This window comes from Pseudomonas sp. R151218B TE3479 (assembly GCF_053629195.1).
In genome coordinates this window covers 5,729,623-5,750,737 of record NZ_JBRJHV010000001.1, presented here as the reverse complement: position 1 = coordinate 5,750,737, position 21,115 = coordinate 5,729,623, and the positions used below count along the sequence as shown (strand labels likewise).

Below are 21,115 nucleotides of genomic sequence, written 5' to 3'. Positions count from 1 at the left end.
GCACCGAATGCGCAGTACCTAACGAAGACGGTAATAAGCATGAATCTTCACGAGTATCAGGGTAAGCAGCTGTTCGCTGAATACGGCCTGCCAGTATCCACCGGCTACGCAGTAGACACCCCGGAAGCGGCAGCAGAAGCTTGCGACAAAATCGGCGGCAGCGAATGGGTTGTCAAAGCCCAGGTTCACGCCGGTGGTCGCGGTAAAGCGGGCGGCGTCAAGCTGGTTCGCAGCAAAGAAGACGCCAAAGCCTTCGCACAGCAGTGGCTGGGCAAGCGTCTGGTGACTTACCAGACTGACGCCAACGGTCAGCCAGTCACCAAGATCCTGGTTGAATCGTGCACTGATATCGCTAAAGAGCTGTACCTGGGCGCGGTCGTTGACCGTTCGAGCCGCCGTATCGTGTTCATGGCTTCCACCGAAGGTGGCGTGGACATCGAGAAAATCGCTCACGATACCCCTGAGAAAATCCTCAAGGCCACCATCGATCCACTGGTTGGCGCACAGCCATTCCAGGGCCGCGAGCTGGCATTCCAGCTGGGCCTGGAAGGCAAGCAGGTCACTCAATTCGCCAAGATCTTCGTAGGTCTGGCCAAGCTGTTCCAGGACCACGACCTGGCACTGCTGGAAGTGAACCCGCTGGTGATCAAGGCCGACGGCGACCTGCACTGCCTCGATGCCAAGATCAACATCGACGCCAACGCCATGTACCGTCAGCCTAAGCTGAAGACTTTCCACGATCCGTCGCAAGACGATCCGCGCGAAGCGCACGCTGCCAAGTTCGAACTGAACTACGTAGCCCTGGAAGGCAACATCGGCTGCATGGTCAACGGTGCTGGCCTGGCCATGGGTACCATGGACATCGTCAACCTGCATGGCGGCAAGCCAGCCAACTTCCTCGACGTGGGCGGCGGTGCTACCAAGGAACGCGTTACCGAAGCGTTCAAGATCATCCTGTCCGACACCAACGTCGCCGCAGTACTGGTCAACATCTTCGGCGGCATCGTTCGCTGCGACATGATTGCCGAAGGCATCATCGGCGCCGTGAAAGAAGTCGGCGTGAAAATCCCGGTTGTTGTTCGCCTTGAAGGCAACAACGCTGAGCTGGGCGCTAAAGTACTGGCAGAAAGCGGTTTGAACATCATCGCTGCTACCAGCCTGACCGACGCTGCTCAACAAGTCGTCAAAGCTGCGGAGGGCAAATAATGAGCGTCCTGATCAATAAAGACACCAAGGTTATCTGCCAGGGTATTACCGGTTCGCAAGGTAGTTTCCACACTCAGCAAGCCATCGAATACGGCACCAAGATGGTTGGCGGCGTAACGCCAGGCAAAGGCGGCACCGAGCACCTGGGCCTGCCCGTGTTCAACACCGTGAAAGACGCTGTAGCTGCCACTGGCGCAACCGCCAGCGTGATCTACGTTCCGGCTCCTTTCTGCAAGGACTCCATCCTTGAGGCAGCGTTCGGCGGCATCAAGCTGATCGTCTGCATCACCGAAGGCATCCCGACCATCGACATGCTGGAAGCCAAGGTCAAGTGCGACGAGCTGGGTATCACCCTGATCGGCCCTAACTGCCCAGGTGTGATCACCCCAGGCGAATGCAAGATCGGCATCATGCCAGGTCACATTCACTTGCCAGGCAAGGTCGGTATCGTTTCCCGTTCCGGCACCCTGACCTACGAAGCTGTGAAGCAGACCACTGACGCCGGTTTCGGTCAGTCCACTTGCGTCGGCATCGGCGGTGACCCGATCCCGGGTTCGAACTTCATCGACATCCTGAAGCTGTTCCAGGAAGACCCGAAGACCGAAGCGATCGTCATGATCGGTGAGATCGGCGGTTCGGCTGAAGAAGAAGCGGCTGCCTACATCAAGGCCAACGTGACCAAGCCGGTTGTTTCCTACATTGCAGGTGTGACTGCTCCTCCGGGCAAGCGCATGGGCCATGCTGGCGCAATCATCTCTGGCGGCAAAGGCACTGCAGACGAGAAATTCGCTGCACTGCAAGACGCAGGCGTGAAAACCGTGCGTTCGCTGGCAGACATCGGCAAGGCCCTGGCCGAGCTGACTGGCTGGGAAATGAAGAAGTAAGCTTCGGCTGACCTTTTCGTTCCAGCAACAAAGGCCACCTTCGGGTGGCCTTTGTCGTTTCTGGGTCTCTATGACGTCAGGGGCCTCATCGCGAGCAAGCTCGCTCCCACAGTCGAGCGCAGTTCATTGTGGGAGGGAGCTTGCTCGCGATGACGGAATGACAGTCGCCAACCCATTTACATGCAAAAACGCGACACGGGGACGTCGTGCATCGGATAGTTTGCCCCTTTACAGTGCGTTTTATTGCCAAATTCGTTAGGCTAGCAGCCATTTTTGCGACCGCTGCCCACAAGGAAGCGCCGCGCTAAACGGGTCGGTCCCATACGGATCGGCAGCATTTCCCTCTACCCACGGGGAAATCCCTCTCTAAATTCCGATTCAGTAGTGTGGTTTCCTTAATGAAAGTGTTGAAAGGCCAGGACATCCTGGCGCTTGGTTTCATGACATTTGCCCTGTTCGTCGGGGCCGGCAACATCATCTTCCCGCCTATCGTCGGTTTGCAGTCCGGGCCTCATGTCTGGATGGCGGCGCTGGGCTTTTTGATCACGGCGGTCGGGCTGCCGGTCATCACGGTGGTTGCATTGGCCAAGGTCGGTGGCGCGATGGACGCCTTGAGCAGCCCCATCGGCAAGGTCGCCGGCGGGTTGCTGGCGGCGGTGTGCTACCTGGCCGTCGGCCCGTTGTTCGCCACGCCGCGTACCGCTACCGTTTCGTTCGAAGTCGGTCTGGCGCCATTGACTGGCGAAAGCCCGCTGGCGTTGTTCCTGTATAGCGCCGCGTATTTCCTGCTGGTGTTCTTCATCTCGCTCTACCCGGGCCGGCTGCTGGACACCGTCGGACGTTTCCTCGCTCCCCTGAAGATCATCGCCCTGGCCGTGCTAGGCATCGCCGCGTTTGCCTTGCCGGCCGGCGATATCGGCGTGGCGACCCCCGAATACGTGGCGGCGCCGTTCTCCCAGGGCTTCATCAATGGTTACCTGACCATGGATACCCTGGGCGCATTGGTGTTCGGCATCGTCATCGTCAACGCGATCCGTTCCCGGGGCGTCGAGTCGCCGGCCTTGATCACCCGCTACGCGATCATCGCCGGGCTGATTGCCGGGCTGGGCCTGGCGCTGGTCTACGTCAGCCTGTTCCGCCTCGGTTCGGGCAGCCATGAAGTGGCCATGGGCGCGACCAACGGTGCCGCCGTGCTGCACGCCTATGTGCAACACACCTTCGGCAGCCTGGGCAGCGGTTTCCTGGCGGTGCTGATCTCCCTGGCGTGCCTGGTGACCGCGGTCGGCCTGACCTGCGCCTGCGCCGAGTACTTCAGCCGCGTCCTGCCGCTGTCCTACAAGACCCTGGTGGTGATCCTGGCGGCCTTTTCGCTGCTGGTGTCCAACCTGGGCCTGACCAAGCTGATCGCATTCTCGATTCCGGTCCTCACCGCGATTTACCCGCCGTGCATCGCCCTGGTGGCGTTGAGCTTCTGCAAGGACTTCTGGCATGAGCAGGGGCGCATCGTTGGGCCGGTGATGCTGGTGTCGTTCCTGTTTGGCCTGATCGATGCGCTCAAGGGCGCCGGGCTGGCGGACTGGATGCCGACGCAACTGGCCCACCTGCCACTGAGCGAACAAGGCCTGGCCTGGCTGGTGCCTTCGGTGATGACTTTGGCGGTCGCGGTGGTGTGTGATCGTCTGCTGGGCAAGCGCAGCGAAGCCTTGGCTTAAACAGCTTCAGGCAGATTCATCGGCCACAACCGAAATGCCCCGTATCAATCGATACGGGGCATTTTTTTTGAGTGCCGTGTCTTTTTTCGTGGGCTAACGTCGAAGCAGTGTCTCGAAAGGCTTGCACACAACCTTGTGGGAGCGAGCTTGCTCGCGATAGCGTCGGATCAGCCAGCATCGATGTGTCTGATGGGTCGCAATCGCGAGCAAGCCCGCTCCCACAGGGTTCACCGCGACTATTGCTCCAGCTTTTGTTTTCGTCACACAGGAAATCGAATGTCATTCATCCAAGCCAACCTGATCCATCTGCTTGCCGCCGCCTGGTTCATCATCTGCTGGGCGGGCTACACCCGTTACGCCTCCTGGAAGGCCCGCGATACGGCCTGCCTGGCCAGTGTCATGCACCTGTACCGCGAAGACTGGATGCGTCGCATGCTGCTGCGCGAGAACCGCATCGCCGATGCCAGCGTGATCGGCAACCTGGAGCGCAACGCCTCATTCTTCGCCTCCAGCACGCTGATCATCCTGGCCGGCATCCTGACGGTGCTCGGGGCGTCGGATCGGGCGGTGTCGTTGCTGGCGGACATCCCCATGGTGCAACAGGCTTCCCAGGGCATGGCGGAGGTCAAGTTGCTGTGCCTGGCACTGGTGTTCGTGTATGCGTTCTTCACCTTCAGTTGGTGCATGCGCCAGTACAACTTCGCGGCGGTGCTGATAGGCTCGGCGCCAATGATCGGTGAGCGGCATGTCTCGGAGCAGGAGCGCAAGGCCTTTGCGCTAAGGGCGGCCCGAGTCATTTCCATGGCGGCCAACCAATTCAACTTCGGCCTGCGTTCCTATTATTTCGGCATGACCATGTTGGCGTGGTTCGTCAGCCCCTGGTTATTCATGTTGATGAGTGCTGGCGTGGTGTTTGTGCTGTACCAGCGCGAGTTTCATTCCGATGTGCTGGACGTGATGGTCTATACCCACACGGAAGCACCAGTGCCCGAGGTTGGCAAGGAAACGGCCTGACCGCTTTCCCGAATCGCAGACAAAAGAAAACCCGCACCAGGCGGGTTTTCTTTTACAGCTAAAACCGTATCAGTTGGTTTTAGGCGCGGTAGCAGGCGCTTGTTCCTGCTGAGCAGCTTGGTTCGATTCAGCCTGCTTTTTGGCGGCTTCGGCGTTTTCTTTCGCCGCGTCGTTCACTTTATCCTGTGCTTTGTTCATGTCTTGCTGAGCTTGCTCAGCGTGTTGTGCGGCATCTTGAGCTTTGTCCTCGGATTTTTTATCGCAGGCAGCGAGACCGAGGGAGGCGGCCAACATCAAGGCAATAGCAAAAGTCTTACGCATGGGGTGTTTCTCCTTATGGAAATAACTACTGGCCTTTTGAGCGACACCCCTCAGGTTAAGTTCCTCTTTTGCTACAGATATATAACTTTGCACGGTCGCGGAACTTTAGCGAACACGCCCGTTGCCAGGCCTCTAAACAAACAAGGGCATTGATGGACATGGCTGAAGATCCCATTTTTGAGCGTGCCACACGCTTTTTATCCGCCCTGCGGCATTGCCAGGTGTTGGGCTTGAAGTTGCATAGCGCCAGTCGTGATGGGCTGACGCTCATCCTGCCGTTCAGCCCGCAAATCGTCGGCAATCCCCTGACGGGCATCATCCACGGTGGTGCGTTGACCTCATTGATGGACAGCGCGTGCGGCATGTCGACCTTGTGCGTGTTGCCGCAATTCGAAGTCTGTCCCACCCTCGACCTGCGCATCGACTACATGCACGCCGCCGAGCCCCACAAGGACGTCTACGGCTTCGCTCAATGCTATCGGGTGACCCCGGACGTGATCTTCACCCGGGGTTTCGCCTATCAGGACGACCCCGAGCAACCCATCGCCCATGTGGTGGGCACGTTCATGCGCCTGGGCCAGCATGCCAGGGGCATGGGGAGGGCCAGTCCGATGACTGCCGTGGGCCAGCCATGACCGATACCACCGAGGAACAACTGCGCCGCGCCTGTGAGCAGGGCGACTACGCGCTGCTGCTCGCCGCGATCCCCTATGCCCAGCTCATCGGCGTCGAATGCACGCGCCAGGGCGATGACTGGGTGTTTCGCCTGCCGGCCAACAAGGACAACATTGGTAACCCTTTACTGCCGGCCATCCACGGCGGGGTCATCGCCGGCTTCATGGAGTTGGCGGCCGCCGTTCATCTGTTGATCGCCACCGGCACGCCGGGGGTGCCAAAGATCATCGACTTTTCCCTGGATTACCTGCGCACCGGGCAGTTTCGCGACACCTATGCCAAATGCCAGGTCTGGCGCCAGGGCCGGCGGGTCGCCAATGTCGCGATCACCGCCTGGCAAGATGTCGAGGCCGAACCCATCGCCACCGCCCGGGCGCATTTCAAGATCCAGGAGCCTTCAAAACCGGAACGCCCTTGAAATCATCACCGTTGCCCCCACCTTGAGGACATCCCGCCGCCAATCTCAGCGAGGCGGACACTACCATCCACTTGGAGTTTGATGACCATGAGCGTGGAAACTCAAAAGGAAACCCTGGGCTTCCAGACCGAGGTGAAGCAACTGCTGCACCTGATGATTCACTCGCTGTATTCGAATAAGGAAATTTTCCTTCGCGAGCTGATTTCGAACGCCTCTGACGCTGTCGACAAATTACGTTTCGAAGCCCTTTCCAAGCCTGAACTGCTGGAAGGCGGCGCTGAGCTGAAAATCCGTGTGAGCTTCGACAAGGACGCGAAAACCGTCACCCTCGAAGACAACGGCATCGGCATGAGCCGCGAAGAGGTGATCACGCACCTGGGCACCATCGCCAAGTCTGGCACTGCCGACTTCATGAAGAACCTGTCCGGCGACCAGAAGAAAGATTCCCACCTGATCGGTCAGTTCGGCGTCGGTTTCTATTCCGCGTTCATCGTGGCCGACCAGGTCGAAGTGTTCAGCCGCCGTGCCGGCCTCGCTGCGAGCGAAGGCGTGCACTGGTCGTCCAAGGGCGAGGGCGAGTTTGAAGTCGCCACCGTCGACAAGGCTGATCGCGGCACCCGCATTGTGCTGCACCTCAAGTCTGGCGAAGACGAGTTCGCCGATGGCTGGCGCCTGCGCAACATCATCAAGAAGTACTCCGACCATATCGCGCTGCCCATCGAGCTGCCGAAGGAAGTCACCGCTGCCGAAGGCGAAGAAAAGCCTGAAGTGGAATGGGAAACCGTCAACCGCGCCAGTGCCCTGTGGACCCGTCCGCGCACCGAAGTGAAAGACGAGGAATACCAGGAGTTCTACAAGCACATCGCCCACGACTACGAGAACCCGCTGAGCTGGAGCCATAACAAGGTCGAAGGCAAGCTGGAATACAACTCGCTGCTGTACGTGCCGGCCCGTGCGCCGTTCGATCTGTACCAGCGCGAAGCGCCACGTGGCCTGAAGCTGTACGTGCAGCGTGTGTTCGTGATGGACCAGGCCGAGTCGTTCCTGCCGCTGTACCTGCGCTTCATCAAGGGCGTGGTGGATTCCAACGATTTGTCGCTGAACGTTTCGCGGGAAATCCTGCAGAAAGATCCGATCATCGACTCCATGAAGTCGGCACTGACCAAGCGCGTGCTGGACATGCTGGAAAAACTGGCGAAGAACGAGCCCGAGCAGTACAAGAGCTTCTGGAAAAACTTCGGCCAGGTCATGAAAGAAGGCCCGGCCGAGGACTTCGCCAACAAAGAGAAAATCGCCGGCCTGCTGCGCTTTGCGTCGACCCAGGGTGACGATGGCGAGCAGATCGTTGGCCTGGCCGATTACCTGGCCCGTGCCAAGGAAGGCCAGGACAAGATCTACTACCTGACCGGTGAAACGTATGCACAGGTCAAGAACAGCCCGCACCTGGAAGTCTTCCGCAAGAAAGGCATCGAAGTGCTGCTGCTGACCGACCGCATCGACGAGTGGCTGATGAGCTACCTCAACGAGTTCGACGGCAAGAGCTTCGTCGACGTGGCCCGTGGCGACCTGGACCTCGGCAACCTGGATTCGGAAGAAGACAAGAAAGCCGCCGAAGAAGTCGCCAAGAGCAAGGAAGGCCTGGTCGAGCGGATCAAGACCGCCCTGGGCGATGCTGTCAGTGAAGTGCGCGTCTCGCACCGTCTGACCGACTCTCCGGCGATCCTGGCCATTGGCGAGCAGGACCTCGGTCTGCAGATGCGCCAGATCCTCGAAGCCAGCGGCCAGAAGGTCCCGGATTCCAAGCCGATCTTCGAATTCAACCCGGCCCACCCGCTGGTGGAGAAACTCGACAACGAGCAGAGCGAAGAGCGTTTCGGCGATCTGTCGCACATCCTGTTCGACCAGGCGGCCCTGGCGGCCGGCGACAGCCTGAAGGATCCGGCGGCGTATGTGCGTCGCCTGAACAAGCTGTTGGTTGAACTGTCAGCTTAATCTGACGCAGGAAAGTCCCTTGTGGGAGCGAGCTTGCTCGCGATTTCGGTCCAACATTCAACAGATACGTTGACTGGTCTACCGTTATCGCGAGCAAGCTCGCTCCCACAAGGGCTTCTTGAATGTTTCATCAGGAGGAGTCTGTCATGAGTCAGGTTACGGTTCGTTCGCTGGTCTATCAGATCGACGGTCAAAGTTATGAGGGTCGCCTGACCTTCGACGTCAACCAGCAGGGCCCGCGCCCGGGTTTGCTGATGGCGCCGAACTGGATGGGCGTAGGGGCAGGTGCCGAGGACATCGCCAAGTCGGTGGCGGCCAACGGTTATGTGGTGTTGATCGCCGACTTGTACGGGCAGACGGTGCGCCCGAGCAATGCCGACGAAGCGGGCGCGGCGATGATGCCCCTCAAGAACGACCGGGCCTTGTTGCGCAAGCGCATGCAGGCGGCGTTCGAACAACTGCAGAGCCAGGGTGATGCACAGGTCGACACGGCGAGACTGGCCACGTTCGGCTTCTGCTTCGGAGGTTGCTGCGCCCTGGAACTGGCTCGCAGTGGCGCACCGCTCAAGGCGGCGATCTCCTTCCACGGCACCCTGGATACACCGAACCCGGCCGATGCGCAGAACATCAAGGGCGCGGTGTTGGTGATGCATGGCGCCTCCGACCCGCTGGTGCCGAAAGAGCAGCTACCGGCTTTCGAAGATGAAATGAACGCGGCTGGGGTGGATTGGCAATTGCTGAGCTACGGCGGCGCGGTGCATTCGTTCACCGATCCGCAGGCCAATGTGCCGGGCAAGATGATGTACAACGCCAAGGTCGCCGGACGTGCGTTCCGCTCGATGCATAACTTGCTGGATGAGGTGTTCAAGGGCTGAAGTCGGGTTCTGGATTTGAATCCCCTTGTTGTCTGATATAAGGCCATCGCGAGCAAGCTCGCTCCCACAATGATCCGCTGTGAACGCAAATTCCGTGATCACTCAAATCCGGTGTGGAAGCGAGCTTGCTCGCGATGGCGGCCTGACAAGCAATCCTGAAATCAGGGCAACTCGATCCGCTCGCTTTCCCCAGGCACGGTCGGCCAGTCTCCGGCTGCCCAGCGCCGGCGGGCTTCATCGATCCGGGCCGGGTCGCTGGAGACGAAGTTCCAGTTCATCCGTCGCGGTCCATCCAGTGGCGCGCCACCGAACAGCACGGCATGGCAATCGCTGTCGGCAAACAGCGTCATCTCTTCCCCTGTGGGCAATATCGCCAGGGAATGGGCTTCTACCGGCTCGCCATCCAGCAACGCCTCGCCGCTCAACACATACAGGGCCCGCTCTTCATGCTCGGTGGGAATCAGCAGCGTCGTCGCGGTCTGCAGGTGCAGTTCGGCATACAGCGTGGGCGAGAGCACCGGCACCGGCGATTCCAGGCAAAAGCCTGACCCGGCGATCATGCGGATGCTGACTCCCAGGTTCTCACTGACCGGCAGGCTCTGTGCCGGATGATGGCTGTAGTGTCCCGGGCCTTGTTCGTGGGCTTTGGGTGAGGCCAGCCAGACTTGCAACCCGTGCATGATGAAAGGGCTGCCCAGCAGTGACTCGGGGGTGCGTTCGACGTGGGCGATGGCGCTGCCGGCGGTCATCCAACTGACATCCCCGGCGTCCACCACCTGGTCGGAACCCAGGCTGTCCTTGTGCTGGAGTTTGCCTTCGAACAGGTAGGTGAGGGTGGACAGCCCGATGTGGGGATGTTGCCGGATGTTCATGCCTTTACCGGCCGGATAGGTGGTTTTCAGCATGTGATCGAAAAACACGAAAGGCCCGACGCTGCGGCACTTGGCGGACGGCAGTGGGCGGAGAATCGGCTGGCCTTCGACGTCTTCGGCGCGGGGGCGAACGGTCAGGGGGGTGGTCATGTTGTCTTCCAGGTTGAACAACGGTTGCGCGAAGCATAACCCGTCGCCGGCAGACGCGGCAGATGCGCCTTGAACCCCAGCGGGACGGTGAGGGTCTATGTTGCTCATGGCTTCTGGAGACTGCCCGTGCCTTTGACCCGTCTGATCTTTGCCTGGCTGCTGGTTGTTTCGAGCAGCGGCGCCGCGGCTCGCGAATATGCCTACAGCGATGCGCACCTGCATTACGTCGATTTCTTTCAGGAAACCGCCGGCATGCCCAAGCTGCTCCAGGCGATGGCGGACAATCGCATCGAACATGTGATGATTTCCGGCGTGCCGGTGGCCAAGAAGTGGCATGAGGATGAGCCCAAGCGCCCGCGTTATTACGCCGGTGACGATGCAGACGCCTATTGGTACAGCGCCACCGATGTGATTGTTGCGGCGGCAGTGAGCAAGCTGACCGAGGAGCAACGCCAGCACTTCCATCCTTTCCTATCGGGCTTCAACCCCAACGACAAGAACTCCGCTGCCCACATCCAACGCATGCTCGATCTCTACCCGGGGTTGTGGCAAGGCATCGGCGAAGTCTTCACCCGCCATGACGATCTGACGGCGCTGACCTCGGGCGATACCCCGCGGGCCAACAACGAAGCCATGACCCGGATCTATCACTTGGCGGCCGAGAACGACCTGCCGGTGATGCTGCATTCCAACATCACCTCCAAGCGTGAAAGAAATCCCCTGTACCTGGCGGAAATCGAGGAGCCGTTGCGCAACCACCCCCATACGCGTTTCATCTGGGCCCATGCCGGCACCAGCATGGAAATCCATCGCCACCAGACCCGCTTGGATTTTCTGTTGCCGACCCTGACCCGCATGCTTGAGGCCTATCCCAATCTGTACATCGACCTGTCCTGGAGCCTGCTCACGCCGTACTTGCTGGACGAGGCGGGCAAGCCCCAGGACGAGTGGGTAAAGCTGGTGGAGCGCTTTCCGGAGCGCTTCATGGTGGGCTCGGATGTGGTCGGGCGTTTCAACAAATTGGGTAAGGAGTTGCACAGCTTCGATCCACTCCTCGATGCCTTGCCGGAAGATGTGGCCAGGAAGGTGGCGCGGGATAATTTCCTGGCGGTGTTGTGTGGGAGCAAGGCTTGCCCGCGATGAAGACGACGCCGGTTTCCGGGGAAACGAGGTGCCTGCATCGCGAGCAAGCTCTGCTCCCACAGACCAACATCGCTCTGTCATCAGCCTGTCACTGCGGCGTCATACCCTCGCGCTCATCTCAATCAAGGAGCGCACTATGCACCTCACCCGTTCAAGCGCACTGGTCGCGCTGTTGTTGACCTGCGGCCTGGCACAGGCCGAAGTCCGTGTCGAAGGCCCGGTGGAATACGGCGTCTTCGAAGGGCCGCAAGCCGAGCTGCAATCGGGGGAGCGGGTCCTGCGGCGCAGCAACGAGCAGATCCGCCAGACCGAAAGCGTGCCGGCGAAGCTGGGCACCAAGTTCGGCATGCGTTATCAGTTGGCGGGCAAGGTCGCTGATGATCAACCGTTGACCCTGTTGTACTTCACCCCTGGCATCCGCACCCCCGATGGTGTGCGCCACGACAAGTTCGAAGTCATCCAGAAACTGGTACCCGGCGCGCCTCAGGACGTCATGGCCTATGAATTCACCGAAAGCCACGAAGTGGTGCCGGGGGAGTGGCGGTTCATGGTGTTTCAGGGGGATCGGCTGTTGACGCAGCAGCGGTTTGTGGTGCGCTGAGTCTCATCCCACTGTAGATCTCATGTGGGAGCGGGCTTGCCCGCGAATGCGCAGTGTCAGGCGGTATATTCGTCTGCTGACACACCGCATTCGCGAGCAAGCCCGCTCCCACGGAACCCTGTAGTGGATTGGCAGGCAAAAAAAACGCCCCGAACCAGTCGGGGCGTTTTTTATTGATTTGCTAGGTGCTGGCAAAGGCTGCGATCTTTTCGCTTAAAAGATCGCAGCCTGCGGCAGCTCCTACGCGCCCTGCCAGCGCTTCATCACCAGGGTGGCGTTGGTGCCGCCGAAGCCGAAGCTGTTGCTCATCACGGTATTGATGGTGGCGTCTTCGCGAGTCTTGGTCAGGATAGGCAGGTCGGCCACTTCCGGGTCCAGTTCGTCGATGTTGGCGGAACCGGCCATGAAGTTGCCTTCCATCATCAGCATGCAGTAGATCGCTTCGTGAACGCCGGCGGCGCCCAGGGAGTGACCCGACAGGCTTTTGGTGGAGCTGATGGCCGGGGCCTTGTCGCCGAACACTTCGCGTACACCCTTCATTTCCGCGACGTCGCCGACCGGGGTCGAGGTGCCGTGGGTGTTCAGGTAGTCGATCGGTGCATCGACGGTGGACATGGCCATCTGCATGCAACGCACGGCACCTTCACCGCTTGGCGCGACCATGTCGTAGCCGTCGGAAGTGGCGCCGTAGCCGACGATTTCCGCATAGATCTTCGCGCCACGGGCCAGGGCGTGTTCCAGCTCCTCGACCACCACCATGCCACCACCGCCGGCGATGACGAAGCCGTCACGGTCGGCGTCGTAGGCACGGGAAGCTTTTTCCGGTGTGTCGTTGCGCTTGCTGGACAGGGCGCCCATGGCGTCGAACAGGAACGACTGGCTCCAATGTTCTTCTTCACCGCCACCGGCGAACACGATGTCCTGCTTGCCCATCTGGATCTGTTCCATGGCGGTACCGATGCAATGGGCACTGGTGGCGCAGGCAGAAGCGATAGAGTAGTTCAGGCCCTTGATCTTGAACGGCGTGGCCAGGCAGGCGGAAACGGTGCTGCTCATGGTCCGCGTGACGCGGTAGGGGCCAACGCGCTTGACGCCTTTTTCGCGCAGGATGTCCAGCGCTTCCATCTGGTTCAAGGTGGAGGCACCGCCGGAGCCGGCAATCAGGCCGGTGCGCGGGTTGGAAACCTGCTCTTCGGTCAGGCCGGAGTCAGCGATGGCGTCCTTCATGGCCAGGTAGGCGTAGGCCGCCGCATGGCCGACGAAACGGTAGATCTTGCGATCGATCAGTTCTTCGAGATTGAGGTCAATGGAGCCGGAAACCTGGCTACGCAGACCCATTTCAGCATATTCCGGGTTGAACCGGATGCCAGGGCGACTTGCACGCAGGTTAGCGGAGACGGTCTCTTTGTCATTGCCCAGGCACGATACGATGCCCAGACCAGTGATAACGACGCGGCGCATGCGGATAACCCTTAGAAGTTGTCAGTGGAGGTGAAAACGCCGACCCGGAGGCCTTCGGCGGTGTAGATCTCGCGACCGTCCACGGCAACCGAACCATCGGCAATGGCCATGTTCAGCTTGCCCTTGAGGACGCGTTTGATATGAATGTTATAGGTGATTTTCTTGGCGGTCGGCAGGACCTGACCAAAGAACTTCACTTCGCCCGAACCCAGGGCGCGACCGCGACCCGGCAGGCCTTGCCAGCCGAGGAAGAAACCGACCAGTTGCCACATGGCGTCCAGGCCCAGGCAGCCCGGCATCACCGGGTCACCTTCGAAGTGGCAGGCGAAGAACCACAGGTCCGGAGTGATATCCAGCTCGGCGACCAATTCACCTTTGCCGTACTTGCCACCCTCTTCGCTGATATGGGTGATGCGATCCACCATCAGCATGTTCGGGGCGGGCAGTTGCGCGTTACCTGGGCCGAACAGCTCACCGCGACTGCAGCGCAGCAGGTCTTCCCGGGTAAAGGCGTTTTGTTTGGTCATGCGAGCTCCTCAATAGTCCCATGCGGCAGGGTGGGGCAAATCTTCCCGGCCGATCGAAGCGTTCATGCCTCGAATCGACAGCCTACTCATAGACTATTGCGTTGTAGTGAAAGTCACAGCACACGGGAAATGAATGTACACCTGTGCACTGAAATTTTTATTCAAGCCCCAATCGAGGCTTGTTCGGGTGCCTAAGACTGCCGCACTTTCGCCTTTCACGCCAGTCACAGATGGTCCGGTGAGCGGTTCTAGTTCACCCAGCGCTGCAGAATCTGCTGCAGGTCGTTCCTTTTGAACGGCTTGGCCAGGTAATCGTTCATGCCCGCCGCGAGGCAGGCTTCGCGATCGCCCTGCAAGGCGTTGGCCGTCAGGGCGATAATCGGCACCTCGCCGCAGCCCGGCAACTGACGGATCTGCCGGGTGGCTTCGTAGCCATCGATGATGGGCAAGCGGCAATCCATGAGGATCGCTTCGAAAATCAGGCTTTCGGCGCTGCGTACGGCCTGGGCGCCATCGGTGGCGACGCTGACGGTGAAACCCAGGCTGCGCAGCATGGCTTCGATCACCGTCTGGTTGACCGGATTGTCTTCCACCAGCAACACGTTGCGGCCTTCGCCATCGCCGCTGCCGGTGGGCAGGCGCGGTGCCAGGGGCGGTGGCATCTGGCGCGACAGGGCCAGCGGGATCTCGAGGGTGAACACCGAGCCCTGGCCTTCTTCGCTCTGGGCCCGCAGCGTCCCGCCCATGCGTTCGGCCAGGGTGCGGGCGATCGGCAGGCCCAGACCGGTGCCGCCGTAGCGCCGGGAAATCGAATTGTCGGCCTGCTGGAAGGCGTCGAACATGCGCTCCAGGCTTTCGGCGGGGATACCAATGCCACTGTCGCGTACCGTGCAGGTGAACCACAGCAGTTCGTGGTCCAGGGCCTGCCACTGGCATTGCACGGTGACACGGCCTTGCTCGGTGAATTTCAGCGCGTTGCCGATCAGGTTCACCAGGATCTGCCGTATCCGCGTCGGATCTCCCTGCACCTGCAAGGCCTGCATGTCGTCCGGGACCAGCAGGTCCAGGCCCAGCTTGCGCTGCGCGGCGCTGTGCTGGAACGACTGCGCGCAACTGCCCACCAGTTCGGCCAGGTTGAACGGGATGTGCTCCAATTCCAAGGCCGAGCGTTCGATACGCGAGAAGTCGAGGATGTCGTTGATCACCTTCAGCAGGTGCTCGGTGGATTCAGACGCCAGCGCCGTGTACTCGTGCTGTTCGTCGGTCATGCGAGTGGTTTCCAACAGCTGCAGCATGCCCAGTACGCCGTTCATGGGCGTGCGCAGTTCATGGCTCATCATCGCCAGGAACTCGGACTTGGCGCTGTTGGCTTTTTCCGCTTCCTCGCGGGTCTTGATCAACTGCGCCATGGCCTGGTGCTGTTCGCGGCTGGCTTGTTCCAGACCGTCGGCCAGGTTGTTGATGTGCCGCGACAAGGCCCCCAGTTCGGCATCATCGACGACGGGCAGCGGGGTGCTGTAGTCGCCTTGCTGGATGGCCTTGACCGCGTTGCCGATGTCGCGGATCGGTCGAGACAGGTTGGTCGCCAGCCGGCGCGCCACCAGGAAGGTGAACAGCAGGGCGAACAGTGCCAGGATCGCAGCCTTGAGCAGGATTTCCTGCTGCCGCTGGCTGAAGGCGTCACTGGACATGCCGACGATCACGCGGCCCAGGTAATCTTCGCCGGACGCCTCGACGGCGGTGCTGTTGCCCTGCAGGAAATCATTGTTCAGGGCAATGCGCTGCAGGCGCACCGGGGCCTGGAAGACTTCTATCTGTTGGGCACGGCTGTGGACTTGCTCGGGTTGTTCGACGTACACCAGGACCTTGTCGGTGCTGTCCTGGACCTCCAGGAAGCGCACGTGAGGGGTCGCCAGAGTCGCGGTGAGCAGGCTTTCCAGCACTTCGTTGTTGCCGGAAATGACCCCGTACTCCGTGGCGGGGGCCAGTTGGTTGGCGATCAGTTGCCCGGTGTGATTGAGCTCCTGGCGCAAGTCCTGGATCCGCACGAAGGTAAAGAAGCTGATCAGCAGCACGGTCAGCAGCAGCGCCGGACCGAGGGCGATGAGCTGGGTGCGGGTATTGATGTCCCAACGACGACGCAAGGTCATGGGCGGTGTTCTCCTTCGGCCAACGTTGCCGCGACGGATTCGGCGTCAATCGGTTCGATCCCCAGCGAGCGGGAGACCTGCCGGTTGCCCAGGACTTTGAAACGGTCCGGATACAGCGTGCGCGGCCAGGTCGTGGCGGGGCGGTCGAGCAGGTCGTCGAGAATCGCCAGCCAGTCTTGCTGGTCGCTGTAGGTGCTGGCCAGGCTGCCGGCCTTGACGAATGCCGCGCTGGGCCCGATCAGCGCACGTTGCCGGGCATAGCTGCTGAGCAACAGGTTCTTCACGGTCTTGGGGTTGTACAAATCGGGGTCATCGAGGCCCAGCAGCACGTCGCTCTGGCCCAGCAGGTTCTGCAGGGGACGGCTGTCGCTGGTGTCGTCCCAGCGTTCGCTGACGATCACCAGGCCCAGCGGTGCCGCGGCCTGGCGGATGTCCTTGAGCAGGAATTCACTGTGGGCGTCGTACAGCACACCGACCTGTCGCACCTGCGGCAGGATGGTGCGGATCAGCCGTAATTGTCGCGCCATCGGTGGATCGCTCCACAGCAGGCTCAGATGCGCAGGCGTGGCCTCGCCCAGGCGCTCGCGGGCTTGCTGGCGGCTGATGCGCAGGACCAGGGTGGCCGGGCCCCGGGCGTCTTGCAGCCGCCACTCCAGGCTGGGCAGGTCAAGCAGAACCAGGCGGACATTATCTGGCAACTTGTCCGGCGCCGGCAGGTTGGCCAGCGGCGTAAACCGCACGCTGTCTTCGGGGCGCAGGGCTTTCAGGGCCTGGGTGAAAGACTGCACGCCGGGGCTGTCCTCGGCGCCGGTCAAGAGGATTTCGGCGGCCCGTGCCTGGAGGGTTGTCAGCCAACCGGCAAACACCAGGCACAGGGCCAGCGTCAGGCGGCCATGAAATGGCATCTTGCGAGGGGAGTGCCGGGACATCTAGAACGACAACTCCGCACTGAAGTACACGACATGGCGGGCGTCGTAGCGGTTGTCGACGAAGGTCATGGGCTGGTTGTCCAGGCGCTGCTGCAGGACGCCCGCCAGTTCCAGGCTGGCCTTGCCCAGGGGAATGCGCCGGGCGATGCGGGTGTCCACCCGTTCGAAGCGATAGCCGTTGAGATCGTCGGCGGCGTAATAGAACAGCGCGCTGTTCCAGCCTTGGCCCCAGTCCCTTAGCCAGCCGGCCGAGCCGCTGTTGCGGGCGGTCAGTTGTTCGTCGAGGGGGTTGCTGGCCTGGGCGTCGACATAGGCGTAGGTCAGGCGCAGGCGGTCGGCGCTGGTCATGCGCCAGTCGAACTGGGTCTCGACCCCGGAGAACTGTGATTCGTTGGCGTTGCTGGCAATGTACTGATTGTTGCGCAGCGGCTCGCTGATCATGCCGGTGATTTCGTCATGGAACAGTTTCACATCGACCGCCAGGCCCAGGTCCACGAAGTAACCGTTGTAGCCCAGTTCCCGGGAGCGCATGTGTTCTTGTTCCAGGTTTCCGGGGCCGCGGGTCTGGACGAAGTAACGGGCGCTGTTCTGGCCGAAGGCGGTGGGCTGCAGGTTGGTGACCTGATAGCTCCAGTTGACGTTGTTCTCGAACATGTCCGGCGAGCGCACGGCTTCGGAGTACACCGCCCGCAGGCCATGGCGTGGAGTGATCAGGTAATTGACGGCGATCCGCGGAGTCAGCGAGCTGCCGGTCAGGCGGGTGTCTTCGAACATCGCGCCGCCCTGCAACAGCCAATGCTCGGTGGCCCGCCATTCGAGCTGGCCGAACAGGCGCCAGGTGGTGTCGTCCAGGGTGCCGTTGAAGTACGTCTCCGAGTCGGCCCGGTCGTAGCGATAGTTGGCCCCGGTGACCAGGCGCAGGCTGTCGGACAGGCTTAGGGTGTCCTGGATCTCCAGGTCGTAGCGCGATTCCCGGGCGCTCTGGTCGATATCGCCGCACAGGGTTTGCGAGGCGCCGTTGCGCCACTGATCGAGCACCTGATTGGCCAACGCCTGTTCCTGTGGCGTGCCGGGTGGCGCGCCAGTGCTGGTGTAGCTGGGGATATTGCGCGCCAGCTTCTCGGCATAGTTGGGGTTGAGCTGCCACAGGTCGGTCAGTTGCGGGCTGAAGGACACCTCGGCGTCACAGGCGCGCCAGGTCTGCTGGCGATCCCAGTGCTGGATCGAGCCCTGTACATAAAGGCTGTGATCGGGGTCCAGGTCCAGGTTCCAGCGCAGTGAACCGGCGTAGTCCTTGGCGATGACGTCGGAGTTATCCCCAGCGGCGGTAATCCCGGCAAACACGGGATGATAGGTATAAGGCCGCTGGTTGGTCCCATCCTTGGCGTTCAATTGCCAGTCGATGCTCTGCCGTTCGTCCAGGGTCTGGCTGACGGACAGGTTGAAGCGGTTCAGGCGGCGGCTGTCGCGGTAGTCGGCGCCGTTGCGGTCGCTGTCAAAGCCATCGTCTTCCTGGCCGGACAGCGATAGCCGCAGGTCGCCGCCTTCCCAGCCGCTGCCCTGGCTGGCGTACCAGTCACTGATGCCACGCTGGCCCCGGGTGATTTTCAGCCGGGTGCCGTGGCTGTCGGCCGGGGCGCGGGTGATGATGTTGACCACCGCCATCAGCGCGTTGGCGCCATAACTGACGGTGTTGGGGCCGCGGAAGACTTCGATCCGCTCGATGTCTTCCATGGCCACCGGAATATCGCTCCAGTCCACCGTGGCCAGGCCGGCGCGGTACACCGAGCGGCCGTCGATCAGCACTTGCATGCGGCGGGCTTCGCTGGCGTTGGTGCCATGGTAGTTCACGGCCGCCTGGTTGCCTGTGATGTTGCCGACCATCATGCCCGGCACCAGGCGCAGCAATTCGCTGATGTCCCGGGCACCGCTGGCCTTGATCAACTCGCTGTCGAGCACGGTCATGCTGCCCGGCACCGCCGCTGGCGATTGCTTCAGGCGCGTGGCCGTCAGTACCTGGGGCAGGGGCTGGCTGTCCACGAACAAGTCGTCGGCCAGCACTGGCGGGCTGATGATCAGTGCCAATAGCAGGGACGAACCTGAGCGGGAAGGGCCAACGGACACGGCACAGCCTATGGGAATGGGTGGGTGACGGGCATGTTAACTGAGCTGAACGACTTTTCCATTCACGTTGACAGCATTTTCCTAGGAATTAATGGTCAGCTTCCTACAGCTGGCGGTAATTGTTGCCGGGGCTGGTCGCCATCCGGCCGCTCCGTATAATGCCCCGCATTGCCACTTGGTATGGATGAACGGATTGCATATGACTGAACAGCGCCCGATTGCGGTCCTGGGGGGCGGGAGTTTCGGTACCGCCGTGGCTAACCTGCTGGCCGAGAACGGTCACCCGGTGCGCCAGTGGATGCGTGACCCGGAACAGGCCGAGGCCATCCGGGTCAACCGCGAGAACCCGCGTTACCTCAAGGGCATCAAGATCCGCCCGGAAGTGGTTCCGGTGACTGACTTGCAGGCCACCCTGGAGGGCAGCGACCTGTTTTTCGTCGCCTTGCCGTCCAGTGCCTTGCGCTCGGTGCTGGCGCCCCATGCCGAGCGCTTGAGCGGCAAATTGTTGGTGAGCCTGACCAAGGGCATCGAAGCCCAGACCTTCAAGCTGATGAGCGAGATTCTCGAAGAAATCGCCCCCAAGGCGCGGATCGGTGTGATTTCCGGGCCGAACCTGGCGCGGGAAATCGCCGAGCACGCCTTGACCGCCACGGTGGTCGCCAGCGAGGACGAAGCGCTGTGCCAACGGGTCCAGGCCGCACTCCATGGCCGTACCTTTCGGGTCTACGCCAGCGCCGACCGTTTCGGGGTGGAGCTGGGCGGGGCGCTGAAGAACGTCTATGCCATCATCGCCGGCATGGCGGTGGCGCTGGGCATGGGGGAGAACACCAAGAGCATGCTGATCACTCGCGCGCTGGCGGAAATGACCCGCTTCGCCGTCAGCCAGGGTGCCAATCCGATGACCTTCCTGGGATTGGCCGGGGTGGGCGACCTGATCGTCACCTGTTCCTCGCCCAAGAGCCGCAACTACCAGGTCGGTTTTGCCCTCGGCCAAGGCTTGAGCCTTGACGAGGCCGTGTCGCGCCTGGGTGAAGTGGCCGAAGGGGTCAACACCCTCAAGGTGCTCAAGGCCAAGTCCCAGGAGGCGGGGGTGTATATGCCGCTGGTCGCCGGGTTGCACGCGATTCTGTTCGAAGGGCGCACGCTTGAGCAGGTGATCGAGCTGTTGATGCGTGGCGAACCGAAGACCGACGTCGATTTCATTTCCACCAGCGGTTTCAACTGAACCGCTATTGACCGCAAGCAGGAGCGAGCCATGAACGATCCGCAAGGGCAACCCCAATACGAATCCATCCTGCTGCGTGTGCTGTGGATGGTGGTCTATCTGCTGGTCTGGCAGGTGGCGCAATTCATCCTCGGTGCCGTGGTGCTGGTGCAATTGATTTATCGGCTGATCTACGGCGCGCCCAGCGCCAGCCTGATGAATTTCGGCGACAGCCTGAGCCAGTTCCTGGCGCAGATCGGCCGCTTCGGTACCTTCCACAGCGACCAGAAGCCTTGGCCGTTCGCCGACTGGCCGACCCCACGCACGCCGGAAGGCGAAGCGCCACACGCCGTGGCACCGGCCCCGCATCCCGTCCGCGACGAGGAGCCGAAGCTATGAAACTGTGGGTATTGCGTCACGGTGAGGCAGAGCCCCATGGTGCCCGTCCCGATCCGGAACGGGTCTTGACGGTGCACGGCCGCGAGGAGGTGTTGCTCAGCGCCGGCCGGTTGATGGGCGAGCCGTTGCGGGCCATCTACGCCAGCCCTTATGTGCGTGCCCAGCAGACCGCGCAACTGGTGCGCGAAGCACTGGGGTTCGAACCTGAACTGATCACCGTCGATTGGCTCACGCCGGAGACCCGACCGACGGAGGTGCTAAGGCATCTGGAGGACCAGGACGATGTGCTGCTGGTCAGCCATAACCCATTGGTGGGCAGCTTGCTGGGCTTACTGCAGCACGGCCATCTGCAACAACCCGAGCAAGTGCAAACCGCCGGCCTGGCCGAGCTGGAAGGCGATCTGCCGCTGGCCGGGGCGATGGTGCTCAAGGGCATCAGGCACCCCTGAATAGAACGG

Annotated in this window: 20 protein-coding genes; 13 read left to right on the top strand and 7 right to left on the bottom strand. The window is 61.3% G+C overall.

The window, feature by feature from the left end:
* Positions 1-39 precede the first annotated feature (39 nt).
* From sucC to AB7M32_RS24875, 4 genes are all read left to right on the top strand, one after another.
* Complete coding sequence (gene sucC, locus AB7M32_RS24890) at positions 40-1,206, top strand: ADP-forming succinate--CoA ligase subunit beta (RefSeq protein WP_003179235.1); 1,167 nt, start codon at positions 40-42, stop codon at positions 1,204-1,206.
* On the top strand, positions 1,206-2,090 hold the full coding sequence (sucD, locus tag AB7M32_RS24885; protein ID WP_003179236.1) for a succinate--CoA ligase subunit alpha: 885 nt from the start codon (positions 1,206-1,208) through the stop codon (positions 2,088-2,090). Before sucC ends, sucD begins: the two co-directional genes overlap by 1 nt.
* Positions 2,091-2,488: 398 nt before the next feature.
* Entirely contained in the window at positions 2,489-3,802 is a 1,314-nt protein-coding gene (gene brnQ, locus AB7M32_RS24880) for a branched-chain amino acid transport system II carrier protein (protein WP_454251690.1), read from the top strand.
* 276 nt (positions 3,803-4,078) lie between these two features.
* On the top strand, positions 4,079-4,816 hold the full coding sequence (locus AB7M32_RS24875; protein WP_454251689.1) for a DUF599 domain-containing protein: 738 nt from the start codon (positions 4,079-4,081) through the stop codon (positions 4,814-4,816).
* Between the two features lie 69 nt (positions 4,817-4,885).
* Here the strand turns inward: AB7M32_RS24875 and AB7M32_RS24870 are convergent, their stop codons facing one another.
* On the bottom strand, positions 4,886-5,137 hold the full coding sequence (locus tag AB7M32_RS24870) for a hypothetical protein (protein WP_072406446.1): 252 nt from the start codon (positions 5,135-5,137) through the stop codon (positions 4,886-4,888).
* 158 nt (positions 5,138-5,295) lie between these two features.
* On the opposite strand from AB7M32_RS24870, the gene AB7M32_RS24865 reads away from it, so the two are divergent.
* The 4 genes from AB7M32_RS24865 (at position 5,296) to AB7M32_RS24850 (ending at position 9,097) form a co-directional block, all read left to right on the top strand.
* A complete protein-coding gene (locus tag AB7M32_RS24865; RefSeq protein WP_454251688.1) occupies positions 5,296-5,772 on the top strand; it encodes a PaaI family thioesterase in 477 nt (158 codons plus the stop codon).
* The gene (locus AB7M32_RS24860) at positions 5,769-6,230 is read left to right on the top strand and encodes a PaaI family thioesterase (RefSeq protein WP_454251687.1); all 462 of its coding nucleotides are present in this window, start codon (positions 5,769-5,771) and stop codon (positions 6,228-6,230) included. The genes AB7M32_RS24865 and AB7M32_RS24860 overlap by 4 nt, the downstream gene beginning before the upstream one ends.
* 87 nt (positions 6,231-6,317) lie before the next feature.
* On the top strand, positions 6,318-8,222 hold the full coding sequence (gene htpG, locus AB7M32_RS24855) for a molecular chaperone HtpG (RefSeq protein ID WP_060743152.1): 1,905 nt from the start codon (positions 6,318-6,320) through the stop codon (positions 8,220-8,222).
* Between the two features lie 146 nt (positions 8,223-8,368).
* Positions 8,369-9,097 (top strand): dienelactone hydrolase family protein, encoded by a 729-nt coding sequence (locus tag AB7M32_RS24850; RefSeq protein ID WP_454251686.1) that lies wholly within the window; start codon positions 8,369-8,371, stop codon positions 9,095-9,097.
* Positions 9,098-9,258: 161 nt separating this feature from the next.
* Here AB7M32_RS24850 and AB7M32_RS24845 read toward each other — a convergent pair whose 3' ends face one another.
* Positions 9,259-10,119: a pirin family protein gene (locus AB7M32_RS24845; RefSeq protein WP_454251685.1), complete on the bottom strand. Its 861-nt coding sequence runs from the start codon at positions 10,117-10,119 to the stop codon at positions 9,259-9,261.
* 126 nt (positions 10,120-10,245) lie between these two features.
* Between AB7M32_RS24845 and AB7M32_RS24840 the strand changes: the two genes are divergently transcribed.
* A complete protein-coding gene (locus tag AB7M32_RS24840) occupies positions 10,246-11,262 on the top strand; it encodes an amidohydrolase family protein (RefSeq protein ID WP_454251684.1) in 1,017 nt (338 codons plus the stop codon).
* 136 nt (positions 11,263-11,398) lie between these two features.
* The gene (locus AB7M32_RS24835; RefSeq protein WP_018610122.1) at positions 11,399-11,863 is read left to right on the top strand and encodes a DUF3859 domain-containing protein; all 465 of its coding nucleotides are present in this window, start codon (positions 11,399-11,401) and stop codon (positions 11,861-11,863) included.
* Positions 11,864-12,103: 240 nt separating this feature from the next.
* On the opposite strand, the gene fabB is transcribed toward AB7M32_RS24835, so the two are convergent.
* The 5 genes from fabB to AB7M32_RS24810 all read right to left on the bottom strand — a co-directional run bounded on the left by fabB (position 12,104) and on the right by AB7M32_RS24810 (position 19,054).
* Complete coding sequence (gene fabB, locus AB7M32_RS24830) at positions 12,104-13,324, bottom strand: beta-ketoacyl-ACP synthase I (RefSeq protein ID WP_454251683.1); 1,221 nt, start codon at positions 13,322-13,324, stop codon at positions 12,104-12,106.
* 11 nt (positions 13,325-13,335) lie between these two features.
* Complete coding sequence (gene fabA / locus AB7M32_RS24825; RefSeq protein ID WP_003204400.1) at positions 13,336-13,851, bottom strand: 3-hydroxyacyl-[acyl-carrier-protein] dehydratase FabA; 516 nt, start codon at positions 13,849-13,851, stop codon at positions 13,336-13,338.
* 248 nt (positions 13,852-14,099) lie between these two features.
* Positions 14,100-16,001, bottom strand: coding sequence for an ATP-binding protein (locus tag AB7M32_RS24820; RefSeq protein ID WP_072406431.1), 1,902 nt, complete (start codon positions 15,999-16,001; stop codon positions 14,100-14,102).
* Positions 15,998-16,930 (bottom strand): ABC transporter substrate-binding protein, encoded by a 933-nt coding sequence (locus AB7M32_RS24815; RefSeq protein ID WP_454251682.1) that lies wholly within the window; start codon positions 16,928-16,930, stop codon positions 15,998-16,000. The genes AB7M32_RS24820 and AB7M32_RS24815 overlap by 4 nt, the downstream gene beginning before the upstream one ends.
* The gene (locus AB7M32_RS24810; protein WP_454251681.1) at positions 16,931-19,054 is read right to left on the bottom strand and encodes a TonB-dependent receptor plug domain-containing protein; all 2,124 of its coding nucleotides are present in this window, start codon (positions 19,052-19,054) and stop codon (positions 16,931-16,933) included. It abuts the gene before it with no gap.
* 199 nt (positions 19,055-19,253) lie between these two features.
* On the opposite strand from AB7M32_RS24810, the gene AB7M32_RS24805 reads away from it, so the two are divergent.
* Genes AB7M32_RS24805 through sixA form a run of 3 tightly spaced genes read left to right on the top strand, consistent with a single transcriptional unit; the run spans position 19,254 to position 21,106 of the window.
* Positions 19,254-20,279, top strand: coding sequence for an NAD(P)H-dependent glycerol-3-phosphate dehydrogenase (locus tag AB7M32_RS24805; protein WP_060741174.1), 1,026 nt, complete (start codon positions 19,254-19,256; stop codon positions 20,277-20,279).
* Between the two features lie 30 nt (positions 20,280-20,309).
* Entirely contained in the window at positions 20,310-20,657 is a 348-nt protein-coding gene (locus AB7M32_RS24800) for a DUF4389 domain-containing protein (RefSeq protein WP_053123936.1), read from the top strand.
* Positions 20,654-21,106, top strand: coding sequence for a phosphohistidine phosphatase SixA (gene sixA, locus AB7M32_RS24795; protein WP_454251680.1), 453 nt, complete (start codon positions 20,654-20,656; stop codon positions 21,104-21,106). Before AB7M32_RS24800 ends, sixA begins: the two co-directional genes overlap by 4 nt.
* Positions 21,107-21,115: the final 9 nt, after the last annotated feature.

Excerpts from the sequence above, each read along its gene's own strand:
- AB7M32_RS24865 (WP_454251688.1), top strand. The coding sequence starts at position 5,296 with ATGGCTGAAGATCCCATTTTTGAGCGTGCCACACGCTTTTTATCCGCC.
- AB7M32_RS24815 (WP_454251682.1), bottom strand. The coding sequence starts at position 16,930 with ATGTCCCGGCACTCCCCTCGCAAGATGCCATTTCATGGCCGCCTGACG.
- AB7M32_RS24850 (WP_454251686.1), top strand. The coding sequence starts at position 8,369 with ATGAGTCAGGTTACGGTTCGTTCGCTGGTCTATCAGATCGACGGTCAA.
- sixA (WP_454251680.1), top strand. The coding sequence starts at position 20,654 with ATGAAACTGTGGGTATTGCGTCACGGTGAGGCAGAGCCCCATGGTGCC.
- AB7M32_RS24870 (WP_072406446.1), bottom strand. The coding sequence starts at position 5,137 with ATGCGTAAGACTTTTGCTATTGCCTTGATGTTGGCCGCCTCCCTCGGT.
- AB7M32_RS24845 (WP_454251685.1), bottom strand. The coding sequence starts at position 10,119 with ATGACCACCCCCCTGACCGTTCGCCCCCGCGCCGAAGACGTCGAAGGC.
- AB7M32_RS24860 (WP_454251687.1), top strand. The coding sequence starts at position 5,769 with ATGACCGATACCACCGAGGAACAACTGCGCCGCGCCTGTGAGCAGGGC.
- AB7M32_RS24875 (WP_454251689.1), top strand. The coding sequence starts at position 4,079 with ATGTCATTCATCCAAGCCAACCTGATCCATCTGCTTGCCGCCGCCTGG.
- sucC (WP_003179235.1), top strand. The coding sequence starts at position 40 with ATGAATCTTCACGAGTATCAGGGTAAGCAGCTGTTCGCTGAATACGGC.
- htpG (WP_060743152.1), top strand. The coding sequence starts at position 6,318 with ATGAGCGTGGAAACTCAAAAGGAAACCCTGGGCTTCCAGACCGAGGTG.
- fabA (WP_003204400.1), bottom strand. The coding sequence starts at position 13,851 with ATGACCAAACAAAACGCCTTTACCCGGGAAGACCTGCTGCGCTGCAGT.
- AB7M32_RS24805 (WP_060741174.1), top strand. The coding sequence starts at position 19,254 with ATGACTGAACAGCGCCCGATTGCGGTCCTGGGGGGCGGGAGTTTCGGT.
- AB7M32_RS24820 (WP_072406431.1), bottom strand. The coding sequence starts at position 16,001 with ATGACCTTGCGTCGTCGTTGGGACATCAATACCCGCACCCAGCTCATC.
- sucD (WP_003179236.1), top strand. The coding sequence starts at position 1,206 with ATGAGCGTCCTGATCAATAAAGACACCAAGGTTATCTGCCAGGGTATT.
- AB7M32_RS24800 (WP_053123936.1), top strand. The coding sequence starts at position 20,310 with ATGAACGATCCGCAAGGGCAACCCCAATACGAATCCATCCTGCTGCGT.
- brnQ (WP_454251690.1), top strand. The coding sequence starts at position 2,489 with ATGAAAGTGTTGAAAGGCCAGGACATCCTGGCGCTTGGTTTCATGACA.
- AB7M32_RS24835 (WP_018610122.1), top strand. The coding sequence starts at position 11,399 with ATGCACCTCACCCGTTCAAGCGCACTGGTCGCGCTGTTGTTGACCTGC.
- fabB (WP_454251683.1), bottom strand. The coding sequence starts at position 13,324 with ATGCGCCGCGTCGTTATCACTGGTCTGGGCATCGTATCGTGCCTGGGC.